This is a genomic window from Nocardioides sp. HDW12B (assembly GCF_011299595.1).
Taxonomy (GTDB): Bacteria; Actinomycetota; Actinomycetes; order Propionibacteriales; family Nocardioidaceae; genus Marmoricola_A.
In genome coordinates this window covers 174,818-197,691 of record NZ_CP049867.1, presented here as the reverse complement: position 1 = coordinate 197,691, position 22,874 = coordinate 174,818, and the positions used below count along the sequence as shown (strand labels likewise).

Genomic DNA, 22,874 nt, shown 5'->3' with positions numbered 1-22,874 from the left:
TCAGGCACCTCCCCCGACGCCGGCACCGGCAGCCGCGGCTCCGCGGCGCGTGATCGCGAAGCGCTGGCCGGCCGCGGGCAGCGGCAGGTCGCCCTTCGGGACGCACACGTCACCGGGCAGCTTGGGCTCGGTGCGGCCGTCGGCCTTGAGGTCGAGGTGGCCGAGGTTGAGGAGGTTGTCGCGCACGACGTCCCCCACGGCCAGGACTTCGAGGTCGGCACCGCCGATGTGGATCGTGTCCCCGGGCCGCGGCCCGTCCTCGGCCACCTCGGCGCGGTGCAGCACCGAGATGTCGTGGAGCTCGGGCGGGGAGTCCGCGCCGAACAGGATCATGACCTGGTGGCCCAGGAACGGCTCGACCTGCGAGCCGACCGCGGTCACCGAGGACTCGTAGACGACGCTGCTCATGCCTCGGCCACGTCCTCGGGCTTGACCCCGGAGACGAACAGGTCCTCGGTGATGAACTGCGCCAGCGGTCCCGCCGGCGAGGTGGCGTGGATGTCGACGGTCTTGACCTTCTTCATGGGGTAGACGCCGACCCGGGCCGTGCCACCGCAGTCGATGACCGCCACGGCGAGCTTGTCGAACGGCGCGTTGCCCGAGAAGCCGTCGATCACCTCGCCGCCGGTCAGGTCGGCGATGCGCTGCGCGACGGGGTGGATGCCACCGCCGGTGATCGAGGCGACCAGCGGACGGTCGGCGGTGGGGGTGATGGTCAGCGGACCGCCCCACCCGCCCCGGCCGGCGGACACCTTGGCGGACTTGTACTCGCTCATGTCGTGCTCCTTGTCCGAGCTCCGCGGAGCTCACGTGGGGTGCGGAAGGGGTCAGCTGCTCGAGTAGAGCCCGAAGCTGGCGAAGTAGGCAATGACCACCGCCAGCGGACCGGTGAACAGCCGCGAGATCAGCACCGCCGGCACGCCGACCTCGACCGTCTCGGTCTCGGCCTCTCCGAGCGCCAGACCGACGGGGATGAAGTCGCAGCCGACCTGCGGGTTGATGGCGAACAGCGCCGGGAGGGCGTACTGCGGCGGGATGTCGCCCTCGCCGATCCGGGTGCCGAGCAGCACGCCGACGACCTGCGCGATGACGGCTCCGGGGCCGAGCACCGGCGAGAGCACCGGGATCGCGCAGAAGACGCTGATGGCGAGCAGGCCCAGCAGGTTGCTGGCGAGCGGCTCGATGAGGTGCGCGAGCGCGTCGCCGATGCCGGTCTCGGTGATGATGCCGATCAGCAGGGCGATGAACGCCATGAAGGGCAGAATGTTGCGGATGACGGTGTCGATCGTGTCGCGACCGGCCTGGTAGAGGGTGCCGACGACGCCGCCGACGCTCTTGCCGACGGTCACGAGGACCTTGTTGAAGCCGCCCATGGCTCCGCCGGACGTGGTGGTGTTCGTGGCGCTCATGCCGCCACCTCCTGGTTGGTCGTGCGACGCGAGAGCATGCGCGCGGTGATGAGCTCGGTGACGATGCCGCGGATGAGGATCACGACGAGGCCGACGAGCAGGAAGCGGACGGCCAGGTCGCCCTGGCTGAGGCCGAGGGTGGTGATGCCGGCCGCGATGCCGAGGTAGACGAACAGCTCACCGGCGTTGGCGTGCGGGAACAGGCCGGTGATCGGGTGCACGAAGCTGACCGCGGAGTCGTAGAACGCCGGCTTGTAGCGCTCGGGCAGGAAGCGGCCCATGGTGTAGGCCATCGGGTTGGTGAGGAAGAAGACCGAGAGGATCGGCAGCAGCAGGTAGCGCACGGGGTAGTACTGGATCCCCGGCCGAGCCGCCATCTCGCCGACCTTGTCGATCCGCTCGGGACCGATGATGCGGATGAGGGCGTTGACGCCGGTCAGCAGCACGATCAGCGTCGGGATGATGCCGGTGACGAGACCGACGAAGGTCTCACCGCCGGCGTTGAACACTCCGATGAACTTGTCGGCGCCGTCGGCGAGGGCGCCGAAGAAGCCGGTCGGCTCTTCGACCGTCGGGGTCTCCGAGGCGCTGACCGCGCCCGAGACCAGGTGGACGAGTGGCATGATTGCTCCTGTCGAGTCGGCCGTCTGTGACGACCAGTTCCTTGTGATGCTGGACCGGCATCCCGGTTGGTGCTGAGCGAGAAGGTCCCGCTCGATCTCCTGCGCCGCGCGTCCTCGTGGGCTACGACCCCACGACGGCGCGCGGTGTCCTGCTCAGCCTCCGGCGCGCTGGAGCGCTCCGGAAACGGTGTTCCCGAGGTTCGTGGGGGTCGCGCGTCGGGCCTGGCTCAGCAGCGTCGCGGCCTCGCGGGCCGCCTCGCGCTGGGCCGAGGTCAGGCCGGGCAGCTCGGCGTCGCCGCACAGCTTGCTCACCTTGACGCCGAGCACGCCCGGGAGGGCCTTGCCGCGGGCGAAGGTGGTCATGCCGCTGAGGCAGAGGGCGTCCGCGACGACGCCGCGCTCGTCGACGGCCAGGGCGACGAATGCCCGCCCGCCGCGGTAGCGCCGCCCGCCCGAGCCGACCGTGACGGTGCCCTGCGAGCGCAGCGCGCGGACGTCGGCGTTGAAGGCGGTCGCCTGCTTGTAGGAGACGTAGAGCTGGAGCATCCAGCCGGCGACGACGGCTCCGAGGAGGACCAGGGCGGCGGTGTGCATGTCAGGCACCTTTCGTGTCGGGGACGACGGCGGTGAGGTCGGTGGCGAGGTCGGGGGCGGGGCCGGAGGTGTCGCCGGCGTCGGCGCGGGCGTCGGCGAGCAGGCTGCGGGCGAGGACCTCGTCGCAGACCAGGGAGTCGATGTGGTGGCCGCGGATCGCTCCGAGGACCCCGCGCGACTTCGCGCGGCCCTGGGCGACGCCGACCACGTGCGGGATGCGGGCGAGCTGGTCGAGGCTGATCGCCAGCACCCGGTCGCTCACGGCGCCGCGGACCTGGCGGCCCTCGGCGTCGTAGTAGCGGGCGGCGATGTCGCCGACCGGACCCGCGGCCCAGAAGGCCTTCTCCTCGTCGGCGCTGAGCTTGAGCGACTCGAGGATGGCCGAGCTCGAGCCGGCGGTCGGGGCGCCGATGCCGACGAAGGCGATGTCGGCCTCACCGGCCGAGGCGAGGGCGGCGCTGATGGAGGACTCGGCCATGAGGGCGTCGCGGGAGACCGCCGACTCCAGCACCGCCGGGGCGTGGAGGAAGCGGTACTCCGCGCCCAGCCGGACGGCGAGCTCGCGCACGAGCTCCTGGCCGCTCACCTCGTTGCTGATCGACGACAGTCCGCCGACCAGCTGCACCAGGTTGAGCCGGTAGTGCTCGTGCTGGGCGGTGGTGGCGTAGACCATCGACTGCAGCGCGTGGCCCCACGACAGGGCGACCGTCATGCCGTCGGTGAGGTTCTCGATCAGCAGCCGCGCGGCCTGGGTGCCGACCTTCTCCTCGAGGCTGGTGCCGGCGGCGTTGCCGACGTGGGCCACCCGGACCTCGCGGAGGCCGAAGGCCTCGCGGATCCGCTCCTCGAGCTGGTGCTCGCGACCGGCGGGGTCGTGGATGCGGATCTCGACGATGCCCTGCTTGAGCGCCTCGCTGAGCATCCGCGAGACGTTGGACCGGCTGGTGCCCAGGGCGGTGGCCACCTCGGCCTGGGAGCGGCCCTGGAGGTAGTAGAGGCGCGCAGCAGCCATCAGCGTCGCGGGGTCGCGTGGCGTGGGCATTGTCACCTCTGTGCGTCTGGGTCGTCACGTATGTTCAGTACAGGTATAGAGATGTGACCGGGGTCACGTCAAGGGGCTGGAGGGCCCGACTTGGTCCGGAGTTGGGTCCGGTCGTGGGCCGGAGCCGCGCGGGGCACGCGACGCGTGCCCCGTGCGACCGTCAGCCGCCGGCGCCGAGGCGCTCGGCGAGGCGGGCGAGCAGCGTGGCGGCGTGCGCGCCGTCGGCGACCCGGTGGTCGACCGTCAGACCGGCCTGGACGGTCAGGGCCAGGCCGACCCCGCCCGGGACCGCGACGGGCCGCTGCCGGATGCTGCCGAGGCTCAGCACGCTGGCCTGGGGTGGCGTCAGCAGCGCCTGGAAGCGGTCGACGCCCTGGCCCCCGAGGTTGGACACCGAGCCGTTGGCCACCCCGAGGTAGGCCTTGTCCAGCTTGCCGGTGTGGGCCGAGCGGACGACGGCGCGGATCTCCTGGTCGAGCTCCGGGGCCGCGGTGCGGTCCGGCTCCCGGAAGATCGGGACCAGCAGGCCCCGGTCGGTGGCGACGGCGAGCGCGACCGCGGGCGGACCGGCGTCGGTCGCCCGACCGTCCTCCCAGCGGCACAGCAGGTCGGGCACGTCACGCAACGCAGCGGCGTACGCCCGGAGCAGCACGGTGGTCCACGAGACCCCGCGCCGCTGGGTGTCGGCGGCGTCGAGCTCGATCTCGCGCCACACCGTGAACTGCGGGATCGCGGCACTCGGCGTCATCGTGCGGGCCACCACCGCACGCACGGCCGCCTTGCGGTCCGTGGGCGCCTTCGCCGGCCGCTCCGCCGTGCGCGCCGGGGCCGTGGAGGCTGCCGCAGGCGCCGGCTCGGGGGACGACGCAGCGCCTGCGACAGGTTCGGTGGTGGCCGGGCGCGCGGAGGCCGCGAGGTAGGCCTCCACGTCGCCGACCCGGACGAGGCCCTCGGGCCCGGTGCCGGTCACCAGCGCCAGGTCGACGCCGCGCTCGGTCGCGAGCCCGCGGGCGCGGGGGACGGCGGCGACGATGCTGCTCGCCGGGGGACGCACGTCGGAGGCGTCCTGCCGCTCGGTCGCCCGGGCCTCCCCCGCCGATGCGAGGTCGGCGGGCTCCTGCGGCTGCTGCGGCTGTGCCTCGGTGGGCAGCACGTCGCCGGGCGCCTCGTTCGCCAGCGCGGCACCGGCCTGCGGCAGGTCGTCCTCGGCCGGCGCGGGCGGGACGGGCTCGGGAGCCTTCTCGGGCTCGCTCAGCAGGTCGCCGAACCCTCCCCCGGTGTCCTCGCCCTCGACCCAGCCGATGACGGCGCCGACGTCGACCGTGCCGGACTCGACGACGATCTCGGCCAGCACGCCCGAGACCGTGGACTCGACCTCCATGTCGACCTTGTCGGTCATCACCTCGCAGACCACGTCACCCTCGGTGACGGTGTCGCCGACCTTCGCCGACCACTGCGACACCTCGCCCTCGGTCATGGTCATGGACATCTTGGGCATGCGGATCGCCAGGCGCGCCATCAGGACTCCTTCATGATCGTCAGGGCCGCCTCGACGATGTCGTCGACCTGCGGCACGGAGGCCGTCTCGAGCTGCGGGGCGTAGGGGATGGGGGCGTTGAGCCCGCTCAGCCGCTTGATCGGCGCCAGCAGCCGGTAGAGGGTCGGCGACTCGGAGATCCGGGCCGCGATCTCGGCCATGAAGCCGACGTGGCCGGGCGCCTCCTGCACGAGCAGGGCCCGTCCCGTGCGGGCGACGTCGGCGAGGATCGGGGCGTCGTCGAGCGGTGAGAGCGTGCGCGGGTCGATGACCGACACCTCGATGCCCTCGGCGGCCAGCGTCTCGGCGGCCTCGAGCGCCCGGGAGACCATCACGCCGGTGGCGACGATCGACAGGTCCGCGCCGGTACGACGTACCGCGGTCTTGCCGAGGGGGATGCGCACGGCCTCCTCGGGGACCGGGCCGGAGGTGCGGTAGAGCAGCTTGTGCTCGAGCACGATGACCGGGTTCGGGTCGTCGATCGCCGACAGCAGCAGGCCCTTGGCGTCCTCGGCCGTGGCCGGCATGACCACCTTGAGGCCCGGCACGTGGGCGAACCACGCTTCCAGGCTCTGCGAGTGCTGGGCGGCGGCACCGGTGCCGGAGCCGAGCGGGGCCCGGAGCACCATCGGCACCGACGCCGCGCCGCCGAGCATGAAGTGGATCTTGGCCGCCTGGTTGACGATCTGGTCCATCGCCTGGTTGGTGAAGTCGGAGAACTGGATCTCGACGATGGGGCGCATGCCCGCCAGCGCGGCGCCGACGGCGGCGCCGACGATGCCGAGCTCGGAGATCGGGGTGTCCCGGATCCTCTCGGGGCCGAAGCGGTGGTAGAGGTCACCGCTGACCCCGAAGGCGCCGCCGTAGACGCCGATGTCCTCGCCGAGCATGAAGACGCTGTCGTCGGCCTCCATGGCCTGGCCGATGCCCTCGCGGATGGCCTCGGAGTAGGTGATGGTGCGGGTGCTGGTGGGGCTGCTCATGGCTGCTGGTCCTCTCGGGCTCAGGCCGACGCGAAGACGGCGTCGAGGAGGTCGGTCGGGTCGGCGTCGGGGGCGGAGTTGGCCTCGCGGACGGCGTTGCGCACGTCCTCGAGCGCCTGGGCGCGCACCGCGTCGACGTCCTCCTGCGTGAGCACGCCCTCCGAGCGGAGACGCTCCTCGAAGCGGACGATGGGGTCCTTGCCCCGCCACTCGGTGATCTCCTCCTTGGTGCGGTAGAGGTTCTTGTCCGACTTGCTGTGGCCCTTCCAGCGGTAGGTCACGTTCTCCAGCAGGGTCGGGCCCTCGCCGGCGCGCGCCCGGGCGACCGCGTCCGAGGCGGCCTCGTGGACGGCCTCGAGGTCGTTGCCGTCGACGGTGACCCCGGGGATGCCGTAGCCCTTGGCGCGCTCGGCCACGGTGTCGATCGCCATCGACTTCTCGGTGGAGAAGGACATGCCGTACTTGTTGTTCTCGCACACGAAGACCACGGGGAGCTTCCAGATCGCCGCCAGGTTGACCGCCTCGTGGAAGGCGCCCTCGTTGGCCGCACCGTCGCCGAAGAAGCACGCGACGACGTGGTCCTCGCCGCGCATCTGGTAGGCCAGCGCTGCGCCCGCCGCGATCGGGATGCCACCGGCGACGATGCCGTTGGCGCCGAGGTTGCCGGTGGCGACGTCCGCGATGTGCATCGAGCCGCCGCGGCCACGGCAGTAGCCGGTCTCCTTGGCGAGCAGCTCGGCCATCATCCGCACCAGGTCGGCGCCCTGCGCGATGCAGTGCCCGTGACCGCGGTGGGTCGAGGTGATGGCGTCACCGTCGGTCAGCGCCAGGCAGACGCCGGTGGCCGAGGCCTCCTGGCCGATCGAGAGGTGCATCGTGCCGTGCATGAGCCCGCGGGCGAAGAGGTCGTCGACGGCCTCCTCGAAGCGGCGGATCTGCCACATGGTGCGCAGCGCGGCGCGGCCACGGTCGACGTCGAGAAGGGGCGAGAGGGGCATCCGTACTCCTGGGTTGTGCACATATGTGCGTCACGCATGAACCGATGTGCACGAACATAAGTGACCGGGGTCACCCGGGGCAAGAGGCGGACGGCAGAAAAAGCCGACAGCCCGGCCGGAGCCGGGCTGTCGGGAGGAGGAGGGGCGCGTGGTCTAGAGAGCCCGACGCTGCGGCGGGCCGTCCGACCCGCCGGAGGGGGTGCTGCCGGACGACCAGCTCAGCAGGTCGACCACCGTGTCGACCTCCCAGCCGTCGTGCCCGGCGTCCCAGGAGGCCAGCTCGTCGGCCTCCTCGGCGCTGCGGATGGCCAGCGAGACCTCGAGGTCGTGCACGCGCCGCTGCGCGGAGTCGGCCCGGGTGCCCTCAAGCCGGGCCCGGTGCTCGGCGTGGTGGGCACGCGCCTCGGAGAGCCGGAGCGTGGCCTCCAGCTCGGCGGTGGCCCGCTCGGCGAGACGGGTGCGCTCGACCTCGCGGGCGGACCCGGCGAGCGCGGCCCGACGCCGTACCGACTGCTCGGCGATCTCGGCGTGGAAGTCCTGGGCGAGGCGTGAGCGCTCCTGCGCGTGGGCACGACGCTGCTGGCGCAGCTCGACGACGACGACGCGCAGCGCGGCCCAGCCGCACACCACGGAGAACGCCACCGCGACCGTGAGCGCGACCGGGTCGGCCAGGACCACGGCCGTCACCGCGACGGCGGTGGAGAGGAGCAGCACGCCGGCGGCGAACGCCACCCGCACGCTGCGCTGACGACGACGAGCGGCAGGAGTACGACCCATGGGCCGACTCTAGGACGGAGGCGGCTCGTCCCCGGTCCGACACGCGCGCTCCAGCAGCAGGCCGGCTGCCATGAGCGCGGCCCCCGCGAGGGCGGCGACGGCCGAGCGCACGACGTTGTCGTCGGCCCGCTCGGACAGCGCACCGACCCAGCTGATCGCCGCTCCGACGTACCCGCCGGCGACCAGCGCGCCCACGAGCGCGCACGCCTTGCCCAGCACGAGCCGGTTGACCGCCTCGTGCGGGCGCAGGTCGCCCGTGCGTCGGCGTACGGCGCGGCGGGTGTGGCGCGCGGTCAGGGCGACGATCCCGGCGCCGACCGCGAGGCCGATGACCTGGAGCCAGGTGACCGTCGGCACGGTGAGGCCCAGGCGGGTCGCCACGGCGCGGACCGACCAGCCCAGCACCAGCCCGCCCGTGCCCAGCGCCGTCAGGCTGCGCGGGTCGGTGAGCCCGAGCCGCGGAGGTCCGTCGGGGGGCCCGTCGGGGTCCGGCGTGCTCAGGACGTCTCGAGGACCAGGTCGTCGCGCAGCAGCAGGCCGGACGAGCCGACCTTCTCCGCCAACTCGGCGACCGGTCCCACGCCGGGGATCTCCGCGTCGGGCTCGATCTCGGCCCAGGGCACCAGCACGAAGCCGCGCTCGTGCGCGCGCGGGTGCGGCAGCTTCAGGTCGTCGTCGTCCGCGCGGCGCTCCCCCACCACGATGAGGTCGACGTCCAGGGTGCGCGGGGAGTTCGGGACGCCGTCGCGCTCGCGGCCGAACGCGTCCTCGACCGCGTGCGCGCGGTCCAGCAGGGTGTGCGCCGGCAGCGTCGTGTCGAACAGCACGATCGCGTTGAGGAACGGCTCCGAGCCCTCGGGGGCGTCGACCGGGGCCGTCTCGTAGACGCTCGAGACCGCCGTGAGCCACACCTCCGGGGTGTCGGAGAGCGTGTCGACGGCGCCCTGGAGCTTGGAGAGTCGGTCGCCCAGGTTCGAGCCCAGCGAGATCACGCAGCGGCGGATCGGTCGCATCTCCCCGGTCAACGTGTCCGAGTCCACGTAGTTGGGGTTGGGGGTCTCGCTCATCCACGCCTCCGGTTGATGGTCAGTTCGACGTCCGCGAAGGTCGCCGGGATGGGTGCGTCGGGCTTGTGCACGGTCACGTCCACCGACCGCACGCGCTCACGAGCCAAGCACACGCCCGCGACCCGCTCCGCAACGGTCTCGATGAGGTCCACCGGGTCGGACTGGACTGCGGCCACCACGTCGGTGACGAGGGAACCGTAGTCGACCGTGCGGGTCAGGTCGTCCGTGGCGGCCGCCTCGGCGGTGTCGACCTCGAGGTCGAGGTCGACGAGGAAGGTCTGCCCGTCGCGGCGCTCGTGATCCAGCACGCCGTGGTGGGCGAACACCTCGATGCCGCGAACCCGGAGGCGGTCCGAGGGCGGGGTCAGGGTGCGCGGTGTGGTGGTCATCCGGCCTCCGAGACTACCGGCGACGCCTGGTGCACCCACAGGCGCCAACCCCCCGGGCGCCGGACGAAGACGTTCAGCGCCTCGGCCAGGCCGCCGTTGAAGCCCTGGGGACCGCTGTCGGCCGCGGTCAGGATGTTCTCGCGGCACGTGACGGTCGCCACGTCGCCGTTGACGCTGACGGTGACGTCGGTGAGGAAGAACTGGATGTAGTCGGTGTTGGCCATGATCAGCGCCCAGCTGCGCAGCACGTTGCGGGTGCCGTGGATCGGGGTCGCGCCGGGGTGCACGCACACCGCCGTCTCCTCGGTGCACCAGAGCCCGGTGAGGGCGTCGAGGTCTCCTCGCTCGACCGCGCCGTAGAAGGCCTCGTTCGCCGCTGCGACGTCCTGCTGGTCCGGGGTCACCGCGCTCCCCCGCCCGGGGTGGCCGGCGTCGAGGTGGCGCCGGGGGTGGCGCCGGGCGTGGCCGGGGTCGAGGCGGCGCGGGCGGTCTGCCACCGCGCGACCACCGCGACGGCGTCGGCGACCGCCGCGACCTCGTGGGTGCGCACGCACCAGGCGCCCGCCTCCGCGGCCAGCACTGCCGCCGCGTGCGAGGCGTCGTCGCGCTCGCGCGGCGGCCGCAGCACGCCGTCGGCGGCCAGCAGCTCGCCGAGGAAGCGCTTGCGGCTGACCCCGACCAGGACCGGGCGCCCCAGGGACCGCAGGGCGTCCAGGCCGGCCAGCAGCTGCCAGTTCTGGTCGGTGTCCTTGGAGAAGCCGATGCCCGGGTCGAGGATGATCCGGTCGGCCTCGAGCCCGACGGCGCTCGCCGCCTCGAGGCGTTGGGACAGCTCGTCGGTCACGTCGGCGACCACGTCGCCGTACGTCGTGTGCTGCTGCATGGTGACGGAGTGCGCCCGCCAGTGCATGAGCACGTAGGGAACGCCGAGGTCGGCGACCGTGGCGAGCATGGCGGGGTCGGCCAGGCCGCCGGAGACGTCGTTGACGACCGCGGCGCCGGCCTCGACCGAGCGGCGGGCGACCTCGGCCCGCATGGTGTCGACGGAGACGACCACGCCCTGCTCGGCCAGCGCTCGGACGACGGGGACGACGCGGGCCAGCTCCTCGTCCTGGCTGGGACGGCGCGCTCCGGGGCGGGTCGACTCCCCGCCGACGTCGACGAGGTCCGCCCCGCTCTGGTGGAGGGCGAGGCCACGCGCGATCCCGGCCGCCGGGTCGGCGTACAGGCCGCCGTCGGAGAAGGAGTCCGGGGTGACGTTGAGGATCCCCATGACCAGGCAGCGACCGGTCCCGGCCAGGTGCCGCGGCAGCCCAGACACCCCCGCCACCTGCTCCCGCCCGCTCGGTCCGCCCGCGTCAGCCGTCACCCGCGAACCCTATCCGCCCCCCTCCCCCCGGCCCCCACGAAGCGTCACTCGTGCACGCGCGAAGCGTCACTTCTGCAGGTGCCGAGACGCTCGAGCGCCTCGGGTCACCAGGCATTCGAGCCGCTGCGTCGCCCGAGCGGGGCAGCGAGGGCAGCAGCGGGGCCGGCCCCCAACGGGATCGACGAGCGCTGAGCGGGGACGTGGGTGGCGCCGCGGTGGCGACGGGGCTGGCTCTTGCGAGTGAACACGGGACCTCTCCCTCCGGTGCGAGCCTGCTGGCTCACGACGTCCCGGTGCTGACCTGGCCCTGGGGCCGGGTGCTACCGGGCTGAGGTCCCCACTCTGCTCCGCGGCGACCTCCCGGACCGTCGGCCCGCTGACACTGGCTGCGTCGGGGTGCCGACGCCCGCCCCGACGTACGTCGACGTGCTGGCGGCGCGCACGAGTGACGCTTCGCGCGTACACCGTTGACGCTTCGCGGGTGCACGAGCGACGCTTCGCGCGTACACGAGCGACGCTTCGCGGGGAGTGGAGGGGGGTCAGCGGGTGCCGTGCATGATGAGGCTCATCGCCTCGGACCGCGTGGCGGCGTTGTGCATGACGCCGCGGATGGCGGAGGTGATGGTCTTGGCGCCGGGCTTCTTGACGCCGCGCATCGTCATGCAGAGGTGCTCGGCCTCGATGACGACGATGGCGCCCTTGGCCTGCAGGATCTCCATCATCGCGTCGGCGACCTGGGTCGTCAGCCGCTCCTGCACCTGCGGGCGCCGGGAGAAGACGTCCACGGTGCGGGCCAGCTTCGACAGCCCCGTGATCCGGCCGTTGTCGTTGGGGATGTAGCCGACGTGCGCCACCCCGGTGAACGGCACCAGGTGGTGCTCGCACATCGACCACAGCTCGATGTCGCGCACGAGCACCATCTCGTCGTGGCCGAGGTCGAAGGTCGTGGTCAGCACGTCCTCGGCACGCTGCCGGATGCCGCGCGACATCTCCTCGTAGGCCCGCGCCACCCGCGCCGGGGTGTCGCGCAGGCCCTCGCGGTCGGGGTCCTCCCCCATGGCGGCGAGCAGCTCGCGCACCGCCGCGGCGGCGCGCTCGTGGTCGAAGTCGGGCACGTCGTCGTACGACGGGCTCGTGATGGGCCCGAGGGTCACGGCGTACGGGGTCCCGGCTCGGAGCCGTCGGAGCGACCGACCGGCGGCGTCCCGTGGATGTCGCCACCCGATCCGGGCGGGGTGATGATCGTGGCGCCCGTGGGCTCCTCGGGCTTCAGGCCGTTGGCGGCCGACGCCGGCACCCGTACCGGCGGGATGTCGGAGGGCTCGCGGTGGGGAGACCCCGTCCACGCCGGACGGACCGGGCGCCGACGCAGCGCCTCGAAGATCAGACGGATCTGCTCCTTGTCGAGCGTCTCCTTCTCCAGCAGCTCGGTGACCAGGTGGTCCAGCACGTCGCGGTTCTCGACCAGGATGTCGAAGGCCTCCTGGTGCGCGGTCGTGAGGAACTTCTTGGTCTCCTCGTCGACCACCGCCGCGACGTCCTCGGAGTAGTCACGGGTGTGGCCGAAGTCGCGACCCATGAACGGCTCGCCGCTGTTCTCGCCGAGCTTGATCGCTCCGAGCCGCTCGGTCATGCCGTACTGCGTGACCATGGCGCGCGCCAGCGCGGTCGCCTTCTCGATGTCGTTGCCCGCGCCCGTGGTCGGGTCGTGGAAGACCATCTCCTCGGCCGCCCGACCGCCCAGCATGTAGGCGAGCTTGTCGAGCATCTCCGAGCGGGTCTGGGAGTACTTGTCCTCGTCGGGCAGCACCATCGTGTAGCCCAGCGCACGGCCGCGCGGCAGGATCGTGACCTTGTGGACCGGGTCGGTGCCCGGCAGCGCCGCCGCCACCAGCGCGTGTCCGCCCTCGTGGTAGGCGGTGATGAGCTTCTCCTTCTCGCTCATCAGGCGCGTGCGCTTCTGCGGTCCGGCGATGACGCGGTCGATCGCCTCGTCGAGGTCGGCCGGCTCGATCATCTTGCGGTTGCCGCGCGCGGTCAGCAGCGCGGCCTCGTTGAGCACGTTGGCCAGGTCGGCGCCGGTGAACCCGGGCGTACGACGAGCCACCGACATCAGGTCGATGTGGGGACCCATGGGCTTGCCGCGGGCGTGGACCTGCAGGATCTGGTGGCGACCGGAGAGGTCGGGGGCGTCGACGGCGATCTGGCGGTCGAAGCGACCGGGGCGCAGCAGCGCCGGGTCGAGGATGTCGGGACGGTTGGTGGCCGCGATGAGGATCACCCCGCCGCGCACGTCGAAGCCGTCCATCTCGACGAGGAGCTGGTTCAGCGTCTGCTCGCGCTCGTCGTGACCGCCGCCCATGCCGGCGCCGCGGTGGCGGCCGACGGCGTCGATCTCGTCGATGAAGACGATCGCGGGGGCGTTCTCCTTGGCCTGCTCGAAGAGGTCGCGCACCCGGGAGGCGCCGACGCCGACGAACATCTCGACGAAGTCCGACCCGGAGATGGAGTAGAACGGCACGCCGGCCTCACCGGCCACGGCGCGGGCCAGCAGCGTCTTGCCCGTGCCGGGCTGGCCGTAGAGCAGCACACCCTTGGGGATCTTGGCGCCCACGGCCTGGAACTTCGCCGGCTCCTGGAGGAACTCCTTGATCTCGCCGAGCTCCTCGATGGCCTCCTCGCAGCCGGCCACGTCGGAGAACGTCGTCTTCGGCATGTCCTTGCTGATCAGCTTGGCCTTGGACTTGCCGAACTGCATGACCCGACCGCCGCCGCCCTGGGCCTGGTTCATCAGCCACAGGAACACCAGCACGAGGATGATGATCGGCAGCATGAAGGTCAGCAGCGACCCGAGGATGCTGGGCGTCGGGTTCTCCGAGTTGTAGGACTCGATGTCCCCGGCCTCGCGCTGCTCGCGCACCGCCTCGAGCAACGTCTCCTGCTGCCCGTCGATGTAGTGCGTGATGACCTTGGTGTCGTCGTCCAGGGTGGCCTTGATCTCCTGGTCCTGGTCGCGGAAGGTGATCTCCTTGACCTCCCCGGCGGCGATGTGCTCGGCCAGCTCGGAGGTGTCGACCTCGTCGTACCCGCCGTTGGGCGCGAAGTACTGCAGGGCGATGAGCACGCCGAGGACGGCGACGGGGATCCAGAACCACGGGGTCCGGAGATAACGCTTCACTCCAGTGACCCTACACAGCAGCGGCAACGCCCGGGACGGGTGGGACGGGCACCTCCGCCGACCGACGAGCGGGCGGGTCGGGGCTCAGCTGTAGACCTTCGGGGCGAGCGTGCCGACGCACCGCAGGTTGCGGTAGCGCTCGTCGAAGTCGAGGCCGTAGCCGACGACGAACGCGTCGGGGATGTCGTGGCCGACGTAGCGGACCTCGACCGGCATCTGCAGGGCGTCGGGCTTGCGCAGCAGGGTGCAGATCTCCACCGAGGCGGGGTTGCGCGACTTCAGGTTCGACACCAGCCACGACAGCGTCAGCCCGGTGTCGATGATGTCCTCGACGATGAGGACGTGACGCCCGCTGATGTCGGTGTCGAGGTCCTTGAGGATGCGGACGACACCGGACGACTTCGTGCCCGAGCCGTAGGACGAGACCGCCATCCAGTCCATCTCGACGTGGCGCTCGAACGCACGAGCCAGGTCGGCCATCACCATCACCGCGCCCTTGAGGACGCCGACCAGCAGGAGGTCCTCCCCCGCGTAGTCGCGCTCCACCTCCCGGGCCAGCTCACCGAGCCGCTTCTGGATGTCCTCTTCGCTGAAGAGGACGTCGACGAGGTCGTCCTGCACGTGCTGTGCGTCCACGAGGTGCCTTCCGGGGCGGTGCAGCGGGGCGTCGGAAGGGATTAGCCTGCCACATGGGTTCCGGTGTCGTCAGGGCGTCCCCGACCCCGGTCCGGCCCCCGGTCCCCGGGTGCCTGCCGCCCCTCGATCCGCAGTACGTCGTCGCGGCGTACGGCGCGCACGTGGCCGGGCAGGTCGAGGTCGCGCGCCTCCCCGCGGCGGCGCCAGACCATCTCCACCAGGGCGGTGACGTGGCCGTGGGTCAGCTCCCGGGGCGGGCAGCCCGCGGCCAGGGCGGCCAGCCGCAGCACCCGGGTGAGCACGACGTGCTCGAGGTGCTCGAGGTGCTCGAGGTCCACGCCGGTGGCGAGGTCGAGGCGGCCGAGCTCGTCCTCGGCGATCGCGTCGAGAGCCGCGAGGTCGTCGCGCACCATCGGTCCGGTGCGCGCCAGCGCCGCGGCGACGCCGGGCCCCAGCTCGGCCTCGAGCAGCGGCATCACGACGTGACGCACACGCGCCCGCAGGAAGCGCTGGTCGCGGTTCTGCGGGTCCTCCCACCACGCGATCTGCTCAGCGCGGCAGGCGGCCTCGGTCTGCGCGCGCGTCAGCCCGAGCATCGGGCGCTGGACCAGCGGCCCGCCGAGCTCCTTGATCTCGGCCCGCATGCCCTGCAGCGAGCGCGGACCGGAACCCTGGGTCAGCCCGAGCAGCACGGTCTCCGCCTGGTCGTCGAGGGTGTGGCCGAGCAGGACCCGGTCGGCGCCGAAGTGCTGCGCCATCCGGCTCAGCGCGGCGTAGCGCGCCTCCCGGGCCCCGGCCTCGACCCCGCCCGGCCCCGGGTCGACGCTCACCCGGATCGAGGCGGTCTCGTCGGCGCCGAGCTGCGCCATCTGCGCCACGACGCGCGCGGTGTGCTCGGCCGAGCCCTCCTGCAGCGCGTGGTCGACCACGGCGCCGACGACGCGGACCCCGTCGACCTTGCGGACCTCGAAGACGGTCGCGGCCAGCAGCGCCAGCGAGTCGGCGCCGCCGGAGCAGGCGACCAGGACGGCCCCGGGTCGCCGTACGTCCGGGATCCAGCGCACCCCGTCGTCGTCTGTCAGGACCGGCAGCGCCCGCCGTACGGCGAGCCGGACGGCGGCGACGGCTGGATCCGGACCCACGGGTGTCTCGCGGCGGCTCGGCGGGGGCGGCTCAGCCGTGGACGCGGCGCATCCAGGCGCCCGGCTCGGAGATCTCGGCCATCGACGGCAGGTTCGCCGGCTCCACCCACACCTTGTTGAGGCCGTCCATGCCGACGTCGTCGAGGACGGCGCGCACGAAGCGGGCGCCGTCGCGGTACTGCGCCATCTTGGCGTCGAGCCCCAGCAGGCGGCGGATCAGCCGGTCCATCGAGGAGGCGCCCTTGCGGCGGCGGTTGAAGCGCTCGCGGATGAGGGCGACGGAGCCGATGACCTCGGGGCCGACGTCGTCCATCACCACGTCGGCGTGACCCTCGAGCAGCGACATCACGGCCGTGACGCGGTCGATGACCTCGCGCTGGGCGGGCGTGGCGAAGACGTCGAGCAGGCTGCCTGTGCCGGGACCGCCGGTGCCGCGCACGATCTCACCGGTGCGCTTGACGGCGTCGCCGAGCATCGCGGCCACGCGGGACGGGTCGACGTCGACGTCGTCGACGAGGCGGTCGATCTCCGACTGGAGGTGGTCGCGCAGCCACGGGACCGCGGTGAACTGCACGCGGTGGGTCTCCTCGTGCAGGCACACCCAGAGCCGGAAGTCGGCCGTGTCGACGTCGAGCTCACGCTCGGCGTGGACGATGTTGGGCGCGACCAGCAGCAGCCGGCCGAGACCCTCGGTCGTGAAGGGGTCGAACTGTCCGAGCACCTTGCCGGCCAGGAAGCCGAGCAGCCCGCCGACCTCGAGGCCGGTGACGCGGGAGCCGACGGCCGCGGTGAGCCCGCCCGGCTCGATGCCGCGCCGCTCCTGCAGCTTGGCGACGACAGGGCTGATGAGGTGGTCGAACGCCTCGGCGTTGGCCTGGATCCAGCCCGCCCGGTCGACCACGAGCACGGGTGCCGTGCCCGCCTCGGCCACCAGCCCGGTGAAGTCGCGCACCAGCGGCGTGGAGCGCTCGGCGCCGGCGCGCAGCTCGGCCACGGCGTCGTCGGCCTCGGCCCGCGTGACGACCGGTCCGGGCCCGGCCAGCCGGGTGGCGGCGGCGACGGCGAGGTCCCAGTCGATCATCTGCGCGCTCATGCCCCGACTCTACGGACGCCGCCCGAACCGCTGCCGGTTTCCCACGGTATGCAGCCGTCCTGGCACTCCCCATGGCGCAGGAACCGTGGGGAGTGCCAGTTTTCCTGCATACCGTGGGAAACCGACAGCCCCCGCAACACGACCACGGGGTCGGTCAGCGGGCGGCGCAGCGACAGTCGGCCAGGGCCGAGGCGATCTGGTCGAGCCGCGCGCGGGCCTGGAGGGCGTTGCGGATCTTGACCCGGTCGACGACGGCAACGAAGAGCATGGGGGTGCCGTCGCGCCCGGTGACGGAGCCGGCCAGCCCGTGCACACCGGTCAGGGTGCCGGTCTTGGCCCGGACCCACCCCAGACCGTCCACGGCGTCGACCTCGAACCGCCCCGAGGCGAGCGAGCCGGTGAACCCGGCCACCGGGAGGCCGCTGGTGACGCCCGCCAGCAGCGGCCGCTTGGGCTCCAGCGAGGTGGCGAGCACCTCGAGCAACGACGACACCGCCATCCGGTTGCCGCGCGCCAGCCCGCTGCCGTCGAGGATCCGCGCCGCGCGGAGGGGTACGCCGAGGTCGGCCAGCGTCGAGGACACCGCCCGGGACCCCGCCGCGAAGGAGCCGCCCCGTGCGCCGGCGTCCGCGAGCCCGACCTGGCGCAGCAGCACCTCGGCCCCCTCGTTGTCGCTGGTCTCCAGGACGTGCTGGACGACCTCGACGAGCGGGGCGCTGGCGACCGAGGCGACCGGGTCGACGTCCGGGGCAGCGCCCGGCCGGGGGCTCCCGACGACCGTGGTGCCGGCAGCGCGCAGGGCCTCGGCGAACCGCAGCGCCGCGGCCCGCGACGGGTCGGCCGAGCGGGTCAGCGCCCCGGGGAACTCCCGTCCCACGTCGATCCACAGGGCCGTGATCGGGCTGACCACGTTGTCGGGGATGTAGTCGTTCTCCCAGTCCGGCGAGACCGCGGGCCCGCTGAACAGCGAGTCGTCGTAGCGCAGCGTCACCCGCGCCGGTCCCCCGCGCTTCTCCGCGCGCAGGGCCGTGGCCGTCTGCCGGGCCAGCGTGGTCAGGTCGGCCCGGCGCGGTACGGCGCCGGGGTCCGGTGCCCCGGTGAGCAGGGGGTCGCCGCCTCCGACGAGCGTGAGGACGCCGCCGCGGCGTACGACGGAGGTGGTGAAGCGGTGCTCGGGACCCAGGAGCTCGAGGGCGGCGAGGCTGATGGCCGTCTTGAGCAGGCTCGCGGGCGTCACCACCCGCGGACCCTCCTCGTAGGCGGGCCGACCGTCCGGGCCGGCGACGGCGACGGCGACGCGGGGTCCGAGCCGCTTGTCGCGGGTCAGGCGGCCGAGGCTCTGGCGCACCGCCCGGGGGTCGATCGCGCGGTCGACCCGCTCCCGGGCGACGGGCTGCGCGTCCGGGAGCCGGGGCAGGTCGAGGCCGGGAGGGGGTGGCACGGCGGCCGGCCCCTCGGACGCCGGGGGTGGGTCAGAGGCGCCGGTGAGGTCGTCGACCAGGTCACTGACGCCGAGGTCGTCGGCGCGCCAGACGACCAGCCCGAGCACCAGGACCAGGGTGAGACCGATCACGATCAGGGCACGTCGCACGGCCGCGTTGCCCCCTTCGACTGTGACTCCCGGGCATTGTGCGCGAGACTAACCGACGACGAGAGCCCAGGTCGTCCGACCCGGGCCGTGTGAGCGGAGGCTGTCAGTGGAGTTCGACGTCCTGGTGGAGATCCCGAAGGGGCAGCGCAACAAGTACGAGGTCGACCACGAGAGCGGTCGGATCCGGCTCGACCGCACCCTGTTCACCTCGACGCAGTACCCCGCCGACTACGGCTTCATCGAGGACACCCTCGGCCTCGACGGCGACCCGCTCGACGCGCTGGTGCTGCTGCAGGAGCCGACCTTCCCGGGCTGCCTCATCAAGTGCCGCGCGATCGGCATGTTCCGCATGACCGACGAGGCCGGCGGCGACGACAAGGTCCTCTGCGTCCCCGCGACGGACCCGCGCCTGGAGCACCTGCGCGACATCTCCCACGTGTCGAAGTTCGACCGTCTCGAGATCCAGCACTTCTTCGAGGTCTACAAGGACCTCGAGCCCGGTAAGTCCGTCGAGGGCGCCGAGTGGGTCGGACGCACCGAGGCCGAGGCCGAGGTCGTGGCCTCCCAGAAGCGCCACCAGGACACCCCCGGCCACTGAGCGGCCCCTGTCGGTTTCACTAGGTACCTAGTGATGTTGGCGCTTCCCGAGCGAAGTTTCGTGCGGGAAGCGCCGGTTTCACTAGGTACCCAGTGAAACCGACACCCCCCTCAGAACAGGTCGGTGCGCAGCAGCTCGTCCGGTACGCCGAAGGCGTCGACGAGGTCGGCGGCGTGGGGGCGCACCTGGCGGCACAGCTCGCCGACCATGGCGATGACGGCCTTGGACCGGGCCGACGACAGCCGGCCGTGCTCCATGAACCAGGCCCGGTCGGCCTCGATGACCGACAGGGCGAAGAGGTCGGCCAGCATCCCCAGCACGCGCCGGTTGGAGCCGTCGGGCGTGTTGCGCACCTTGGTCAGGAACGCCTCGAGCACCAGCCGCTCGCTGTGCGCCCAGGCGGCCGCGATGACGTGGTCCTGGGCGCGGCTGAACACCTCCGCGGGGTCGCCGCCCCGGTCGATGCCCGCCTTGAGCCGCCGCGCGACGCCCGAGGTGAGGTGGTCCTCGCGCCAGCGCAGCATCGACAGGTGGTAGTCGGGGTCAAGCAGCCCGGCGTCGGGGTCGCCCTCGCGGTCGCGGCCCGGCACGGCGTCGCGCAGGCTCTCGATGATCTGGCGCATCGAGGTCTTCTCCACGACGGTCTCGACCGCGATCCCGGCGACGTACGCCGCGGTGCCGATCTGGTCGAGCTTGCCGAAGGAGTCCCGCAGGTCGGTCAGCCGGCCCTTGGCCACCAGCTGCATGAGGACGGTGTTGTCGCCCTCGAAGGTGGTGAAGACGTCGGTGTCGGCGCGCAGCGCGTCGAAGCGGTTGATCGACAGGTAGCCGGCGCCGCCGCAGGCCTCACGACACTCCTGGATGGTGCGGCTCGCGTGCCAGGTGCCGAGCGCCTTGGTGGCCGCGGCGCGTGACTCCAGCGCCCGCCGCAGCCGCTCGGAGGCGTTGTCGGGGTCGGAGAAGACCCGGTGCAGGTCGGCGGCGACCCGCTCCTGGGCGAAGTGCAGCGCGTAGGTGCGCGCCAGCGCCGGCAGCAGCCGCCGCTGGTGCTGGCCGTAGTCGAGCAGCAGGGTCTCGCTCTCCCCGTCCGGCGGCCCGAACTGCCGGCGCCGCAGCGCGTAGCGCACGGCGATGACCTGGGCGACCTTGGCGGCGTTGACGGCACCGCCGCCGACGCAGACCCGGCCCTGCACGAGCGTGCCGAGCATGGTGAAGAAGCGACGGTCGGGGTTGTCGATGGGCGAGACGTACGCGCCGTCCTCGGTGACGTCGGCGTACTTGTTGAGCATCGCCTCGCGCGGCACGCGGACGTGGTCGAACCAGATCCGGCCGTTGTCGACGCCGTTGAGGCCGACCTTGGGGCCGCAGTCCTCGATGCGGACGCCGTCGAGCACGCGCCCCTTCTCGTCGCGCAGGGGTACGACGAACGCGTGCACGCCGTGCTTCTCGCCGGCCACCTCGAGCTGGGCGAAGACCGCACCGACGTGGGCGTGCATCGCGGCGTTGCCGATGTAGTCCTTGCGCGAGGCGTCGTCGGGGGTGGTGATGACGAACTCGTCCGTGTCGGGGTCGAAGACCGCGGTCGTGCCGATGGCCTGGACGTTGGAGCCGTGGCCGGTCTCGGTCATCGCGAAGCAGCCCATGACCTCGCCGCGGGCGGTGGCCTCGAGGTACTCCCGGTGGTGGCGCTCGGTGCCCAGCTGCAGCACCGCACCGCCCCAGAGCCCGAACTGCACGCCGAGCTTCACCAGCACGGACAGGTCGCCCATCGCGGTGGTCTCGAAGGCCGCCACGGACGCGCCGATGTCACCACCGCCGCCGTACTCCTTGGGGAAGCCGTAGCCGGTCTGGCCGGTCTTGGCCAGCTCGACGACGACGTCCTTGACGCGCTCGCGGTACGCCGTGGTGTCGAGCGTCTCCGCCTCGTCGAGCAGCTGGCGGTGGAGGACGAGGTTCTCGCGCACCAGGTCGCGCACCTGCTTGTAGCGGCCGTCGAGCAGGGTCGTCAGCGCGGCGACGTCGACGTGGGTCTCGGACTCGGTCGGCATGCTCCCCATGGTGGCAGCACCGCGCAGCGCCTGTCGGGGAGTCGCTAGACGCGGGCGAAGAAGTTCGGCGGGACCCAGTAGTACATCGACTCCACCGTGACGTCGCGCCCGGTGCGCGGCGCGTGGGCGATGAGGCCGTCGCCGACGTAGAGCGCGACGTGGTGGATCGAGCCCGGGCTGCTCGAGGAGCCCCAGAAGACGAGGTCGCCGGGTCGCAGCTGGCTCGCGGAGATCGGGGTGGACTCGGTGTACTGCGCCACCGAGTAGTGCGGCAGGCTGCGCCCGGCGGCCGCCCAGGCCGCCATCGTCAGCCCGGAGCAGTCCCACGAGCTCGGGCCGGCCGCGCCCCAGACGTAGGGGTCGCCGACCTGGGCGCGGGCGAAGGCGATCGCACGCTGGGCTCCCGAGGCGCTCGGCGGCGGGGTGACGGCCGGAGCAGGCGCGGGGGCAGGCGCGGGAGCGGGGGCAGGCGCGGGAGCGGGCGCCGTCGCTGCCGAGCCGTCGGCGTCGTCCGCCGGAGCCTCGACGGGTGCCTCGGACGAGCCCGATCCGGTCGCGTCCCCGTCCTGCGCCGACGTGTCCCGGATCGCGGCGCGGGCTGCGGCGCGCTCCTCGCGGGCCGCCGCGCGGGCGGCGGCCTCCTGGGCGGCGGCTGCCGCCTGGCGACGGGCCTCCTCGATACCGGCGCGGCGTGCCTCCACGAGTCGGACCGACACGCCCTGGAGGCGGGCCAGCTCGGCGATGAGGGCGCTCTTGCGGTCCGCGATCGACGCTGCGACCTGCTGCGCGGACGCGGCCGCCGCGACCGCCTCGGCCTGGGCCGCCTCGGCCCGGTCGGCGGCGTCGGCCCGGCGCTGCTGCTCGTCGTCGGCCTCCTGGCGGAAGGTCGTGGCCAGCGCGCTGGTGGCGGCGAAGCGCTGGTACTCCGCCTCGAGCGAGGTGCTCGCACCCTCGTAGGTCAGCAGGGTGCTCATGACGCCCTCGGGCCCCTGGGCACCGAAGGCGGCGTCCAGGCTGGACAGGTCCCCGGCGCCCTCGTAGCCGGCCACCGCCAGTGCGGCGATGTCGTCGCGCTGGCCCGCCACGGCCGCCTCGGCGCGACGGGCGTCGCGACGGGCGTCGGCGAGGGCTGTGGTGGCCTGCTCGAGCTGCCAGCGGGCGCCGTTGGCCGCCTCGGACGCCTGCTCGGCTGCGACGGCGGCGCTCTCGAGCTCGGCGTCCGCCGCGGCCAGCTCGGCCTCGGTCGCCGCCACGGCGCCGGCGGCGTCGCCGGCCCGACGCTCGGCGGCCTCGACGTCCGCGCGGCTCGGCGTACCCGGGGGCAGGTCCCGCGGTGCGCCGTACGCCGTGCCGGCGGGTGAGCCCAGCGTCACGAGGGAGCCGGCCAGGGCCACGGTGAGGGTCAGGCAGAGGCCGGTGACGACCGCGCGGGGACCACGCCGGTCCCGGAGCGTGCGCTCACGGGCGGAGCTCGTCCTCGTCGCAGGCATGCATCCCTCTCCGGTCGACCTGGTGGTTTCTCGTCACGCTAGTTCTCAACAGCCCCAAGAGAACCAACAATCACAAAGAAACCGCAAGCCCCACGGCGTGTCGACTTGACGAATAACAACCGTGTCATTCGTCTCCGTCGTTCGTGGCGGGGGCCCTGGACGTCCCGGGACGTCCAGGGCAGAGCCCGTCGGGGACGGCCTCTCCGGCGGCGCGTGGGCGCGCGGGCCGGCGCTAACAGATCCGGCCGGCGCTGACAGATGCGGCCGGCGCGGACAGGAGCGGACCGGACCGGTGCGGGCTCAGGAAAAA

The 22,874-nt window shown here is 72.9% G+C and carries 24 protein-coding genes; 1 reads left to right on the top strand and 23 read right to left on the bottom strand.

Translation table 11 applies throughout. The features are described from left to right. The 21 genes from G7072_RS00930 to dacB form a co-directional block, all read right to left on the bottom strand. On the bottom strand, positions 1–408 hold the full coding sequence (locus G7072_RS00930; protein ID WP_166083783.1) for a PTS glucitol/sorbitol transporter subunit IIA: 408 nt from the start codon (positions 406–408) through the stop codon (positions 1–3). After that, a complete protein-coding gene (locus G7072_RS00925) occupies positions 405–776 on the bottom strand; it encodes a PTS sorbitol transporter (protein ID WP_166083782.1) in 372 nt (123 codons plus the stop codon). Before G7072_RS00925 ends, G7072_RS00930 begins: the two co-directional genes overlap by 4 nt. Before the next feature lie 51 nt (positions 777–827). After that, positions 828–1,409, bottom strand: a complete 582-nt coding sequence (locus G7072_RS00920; protein WP_166083781.1) for a PTS glucitol/sorbitol transporter subunit IIB — start codon at positions 1,407–1,409, stop codon at positions 828–830. After that, positions 1,406–2,032, bottom strand: a complete 627-nt coding sequence (locus tag G7072_RS00915) for a PTS glucitol/sorbitol transporter subunit IIC (protein ID WP_166083780.1) — start codon at positions 2,030–2,032, stop codon at positions 1,406–1,408. The genes G7072_RS00920 and G7072_RS00915 overlap by 4 nt, the downstream gene beginning before the upstream one ends. Before the next feature lie 153 nt (positions 2,033–2,185). After that, the gene (locus G7072_RS00910) at positions 2,186–2,626 is read right to left on the bottom strand and encodes a transcriptional regulator GutM (protein ID WP_166083779.1); all 441 of its coding nucleotides are present in this window, start codon (positions 2,624–2,626) and stop codon (positions 2,186–2,188) included. A gap of 1 nt (position 2,627) precedes the next feature. Continuing rightward, a complete protein-coding gene (locus tag G7072_RS00905; RefSeq protein ID WP_166083778.1) occupies positions 2,628–3,668 on the bottom strand; it encodes a sugar-binding domain-containing protein in 1,041 nt (346 codons plus the stop codon). Positions 3,669–3,828: 160 nt separating this feature from the next. Beyond that, a complete protein-coding gene (locus G7072_RS00900) occupies positions 3,829–5,187 on the bottom strand; it encodes a dihydrolipoamide acetyltransferase family protein (RefSeq protein ID WP_166083777.1) in 1,359 nt (452 codons plus the stop codon). Continuing rightward, a complete protein-coding gene (locus G7072_RS00895; RefSeq protein WP_166083776.1) occupies positions 5,187–6,188 on the bottom strand; it encodes an alpha-ketoacid dehydrogenase subunit beta in 1,002 nt (333 codons plus the stop codon). The genes G7072_RS00900 and G7072_RS00895 overlap by 1 nt, the downstream gene beginning before the upstream one ends. Positions 6,189–6,208: 20 nt before the next feature. Continuing rightward, complete coding sequence (locus G7072_RS00890; protein WP_166083774.1) at positions 6,209–7,186, bottom strand: thiamine pyrophosphate-dependent dehydrogenase E1 component subunit alpha; 978 nt, start codon at positions 7,184–7,186, stop codon at positions 6,209–6,211. A 153-nt stretch (positions 7,187–7,339) separates the two neighbouring features. Next, the gene (locus tag G7072_RS00885; RefSeq protein ID WP_166083773.1) at positions 7,340–7,963 is read right to left on the bottom strand and encodes a hypothetical protein; all 624 of its coding nucleotides are present in this window, start codon (positions 7,961–7,963) and stop codon (positions 7,340–7,342) included. A 9-nt stretch (positions 7,964–7,972) separates the two neighbouring features. Beyond that, positions 7,973–8,386 (bottom strand): DUF3180 family protein, encoded by a 414-nt coding sequence (locus G7072_RS00880; RefSeq protein ID WP_277343412.1) that lies wholly within the window; start codon positions 8,384–8,386, stop codon positions 7,973–7,975. Positions 8,387–8,460: 74 nt separating this feature from the next. Further along, positions 8,461–9,030 (bottom strand): 2-amino-4-hydroxy-6-hydroxymethyldihydropteridine diphosphokinase, encoded by a 570-nt coding sequence (gene folK, locus G7072_RS00875; protein WP_166083771.1) that lies wholly within the window; start codon positions 9,028–9,030, stop codon positions 8,461–8,463. Then, positions 9,027–9,419: a dihydroneopterin aldolase gene (folB, locus tag G7072_RS00870; protein WP_166083770.1), complete on the bottom strand. Its 393-nt coding sequence runs from the start codon at positions 9,417–9,419 to the stop codon at positions 9,027–9,029. Before folB ends, folK begins: the two co-directional genes overlap by 4 nt. Then, entirely contained in the window at positions 9,416–9,823 is a 408-nt protein-coding gene (locus G7072_RS00865) for a nuclear transport factor 2 family protein (protein ID WP_166083769.1), read from the bottom strand. The genes folB and G7072_RS00865 overlap by 4 nt, the downstream gene beginning before the upstream one ends. Further along, positions 9,820–10,692, bottom strand: coding sequence for a dihydropteroate synthase (gene folP / locus G7072_RS00860; protein ID WP_166089481.1), 873 nt, complete (start codon positions 10,690–10,692; stop codon positions 9,820–9,822). The genes G7072_RS00865 and folP overlap by 4 nt, the downstream gene beginning before the upstream one ends. A 635-nt stretch (positions 10,693–11,327) precedes the next feature. Continuing rightward, the gene (gene folE, locus G7072_RS00855; protein ID WP_206063348.1) at positions 11,328–11,927 is read right to left on the bottom strand and encodes a GTP cyclohydrolase I FolE; all 600 of its coding nucleotides are present in this window, start codon (positions 11,925–11,927) and stop codon (positions 11,328–11,330) included. 11 nt (positions 11,928–11,938) lie between these two features. Continuing rightward, on the bottom strand, positions 11,939–13,966 hold the full coding sequence (gene ftsH / locus G7072_RS00850; RefSeq protein ID WP_166083766.1) for an ATP-dependent zinc metalloprotease FtsH: 2,028 nt from the start codon (positions 13,964–13,966) through the stop codon (positions 11,939–11,941). An 84-nt stretch (positions 13,967–14,050) separates the two neighbouring features. Further along, positions 14,051–14,602 (bottom strand): hypoxanthine phosphoribosyltransferase, encoded by a 552-nt coding sequence (gene hpt / locus G7072_RS00845; RefSeq protein WP_166083765.1) that lies wholly within the window; start codon positions 14,600–14,602, stop codon positions 14,051–14,053. A gap of 41 nt (positions 14,603–14,643) precedes the next feature. Beyond that, positions 14,644–15,744: a tRNA lysidine(34) synthetase TilS gene (tilS, locus tag G7072_RS00840; protein WP_166083764.1), complete on the bottom strand. Its 1,101-nt coding sequence runs from the start codon at positions 15,742–15,744 to the stop codon at positions 14,644–14,646. 31 nt (positions 15,745–15,775) lie between these two features. Next, on the bottom strand, positions 15,776–16,837 hold the full coding sequence (locus G7072_RS00835; RefSeq protein ID WP_240917079.1) for a zinc-dependent metalloprotease: 1,062 nt from the start codon (positions 16,835–16,837) through the stop codon (positions 15,776–15,778). Positions 16,838–16,991: 154 nt separating this feature from the next. Next, positions 16,992–18,428 carry a D-alanyl-D-alanine carboxypeptidase/D-alanyl-D-alanine-endopeptidase gene (gene dacB, locus G7072_RS00830; protein WP_166083763.1) on the bottom strand — a complete coding sequence of 479 codons (1,437 nt, stop codon included), beginning with the start codon at positions 18,426–18,428 and terminating at the stop codon, positions 16,992–16,994. A gap of 106 nt (positions 18,429–18,534) precedes the next feature. On the opposite strand from dacB, the gene G7072_RS00825 reads away from it, so the two are divergent. Next, positions 18,535–19,026, top strand: coding sequence for an inorganic diphosphatase (locus G7072_RS00825; RefSeq protein WP_166083762.1), 492 nt, complete (start codon positions 18,535–18,537; stop codon positions 19,024–19,026). A 110-nt stretch (positions 19,027–19,136) separates the two neighbouring features. On the opposite strand, the gene G7072_RS00820 is transcribed toward G7072_RS00825, so the two are convergent. Both G7072_RS00820 and G7072_RS00815 read right to left on the bottom strand, forming a co-directional pair. Beyond that, entirely contained in the window at positions 19,137–21,074 is a 1,938-nt protein-coding gene (locus tag G7072_RS00820) for an acyl-CoA dehydrogenase (protein WP_206063236.1), read from the bottom strand. A 44-nt stretch (positions 21,075–21,118) separates the two neighbouring features. Continuing rightward, entirely contained in the window at positions 21,119–22,564 is a 1,446-nt protein-coding gene (locus tag G7072_RS00815) for a C40 family peptidase (protein ID WP_166083760.1), read from the bottom strand. Positions 22,565–22,874 lie beyond the last annotated feature (310 nt).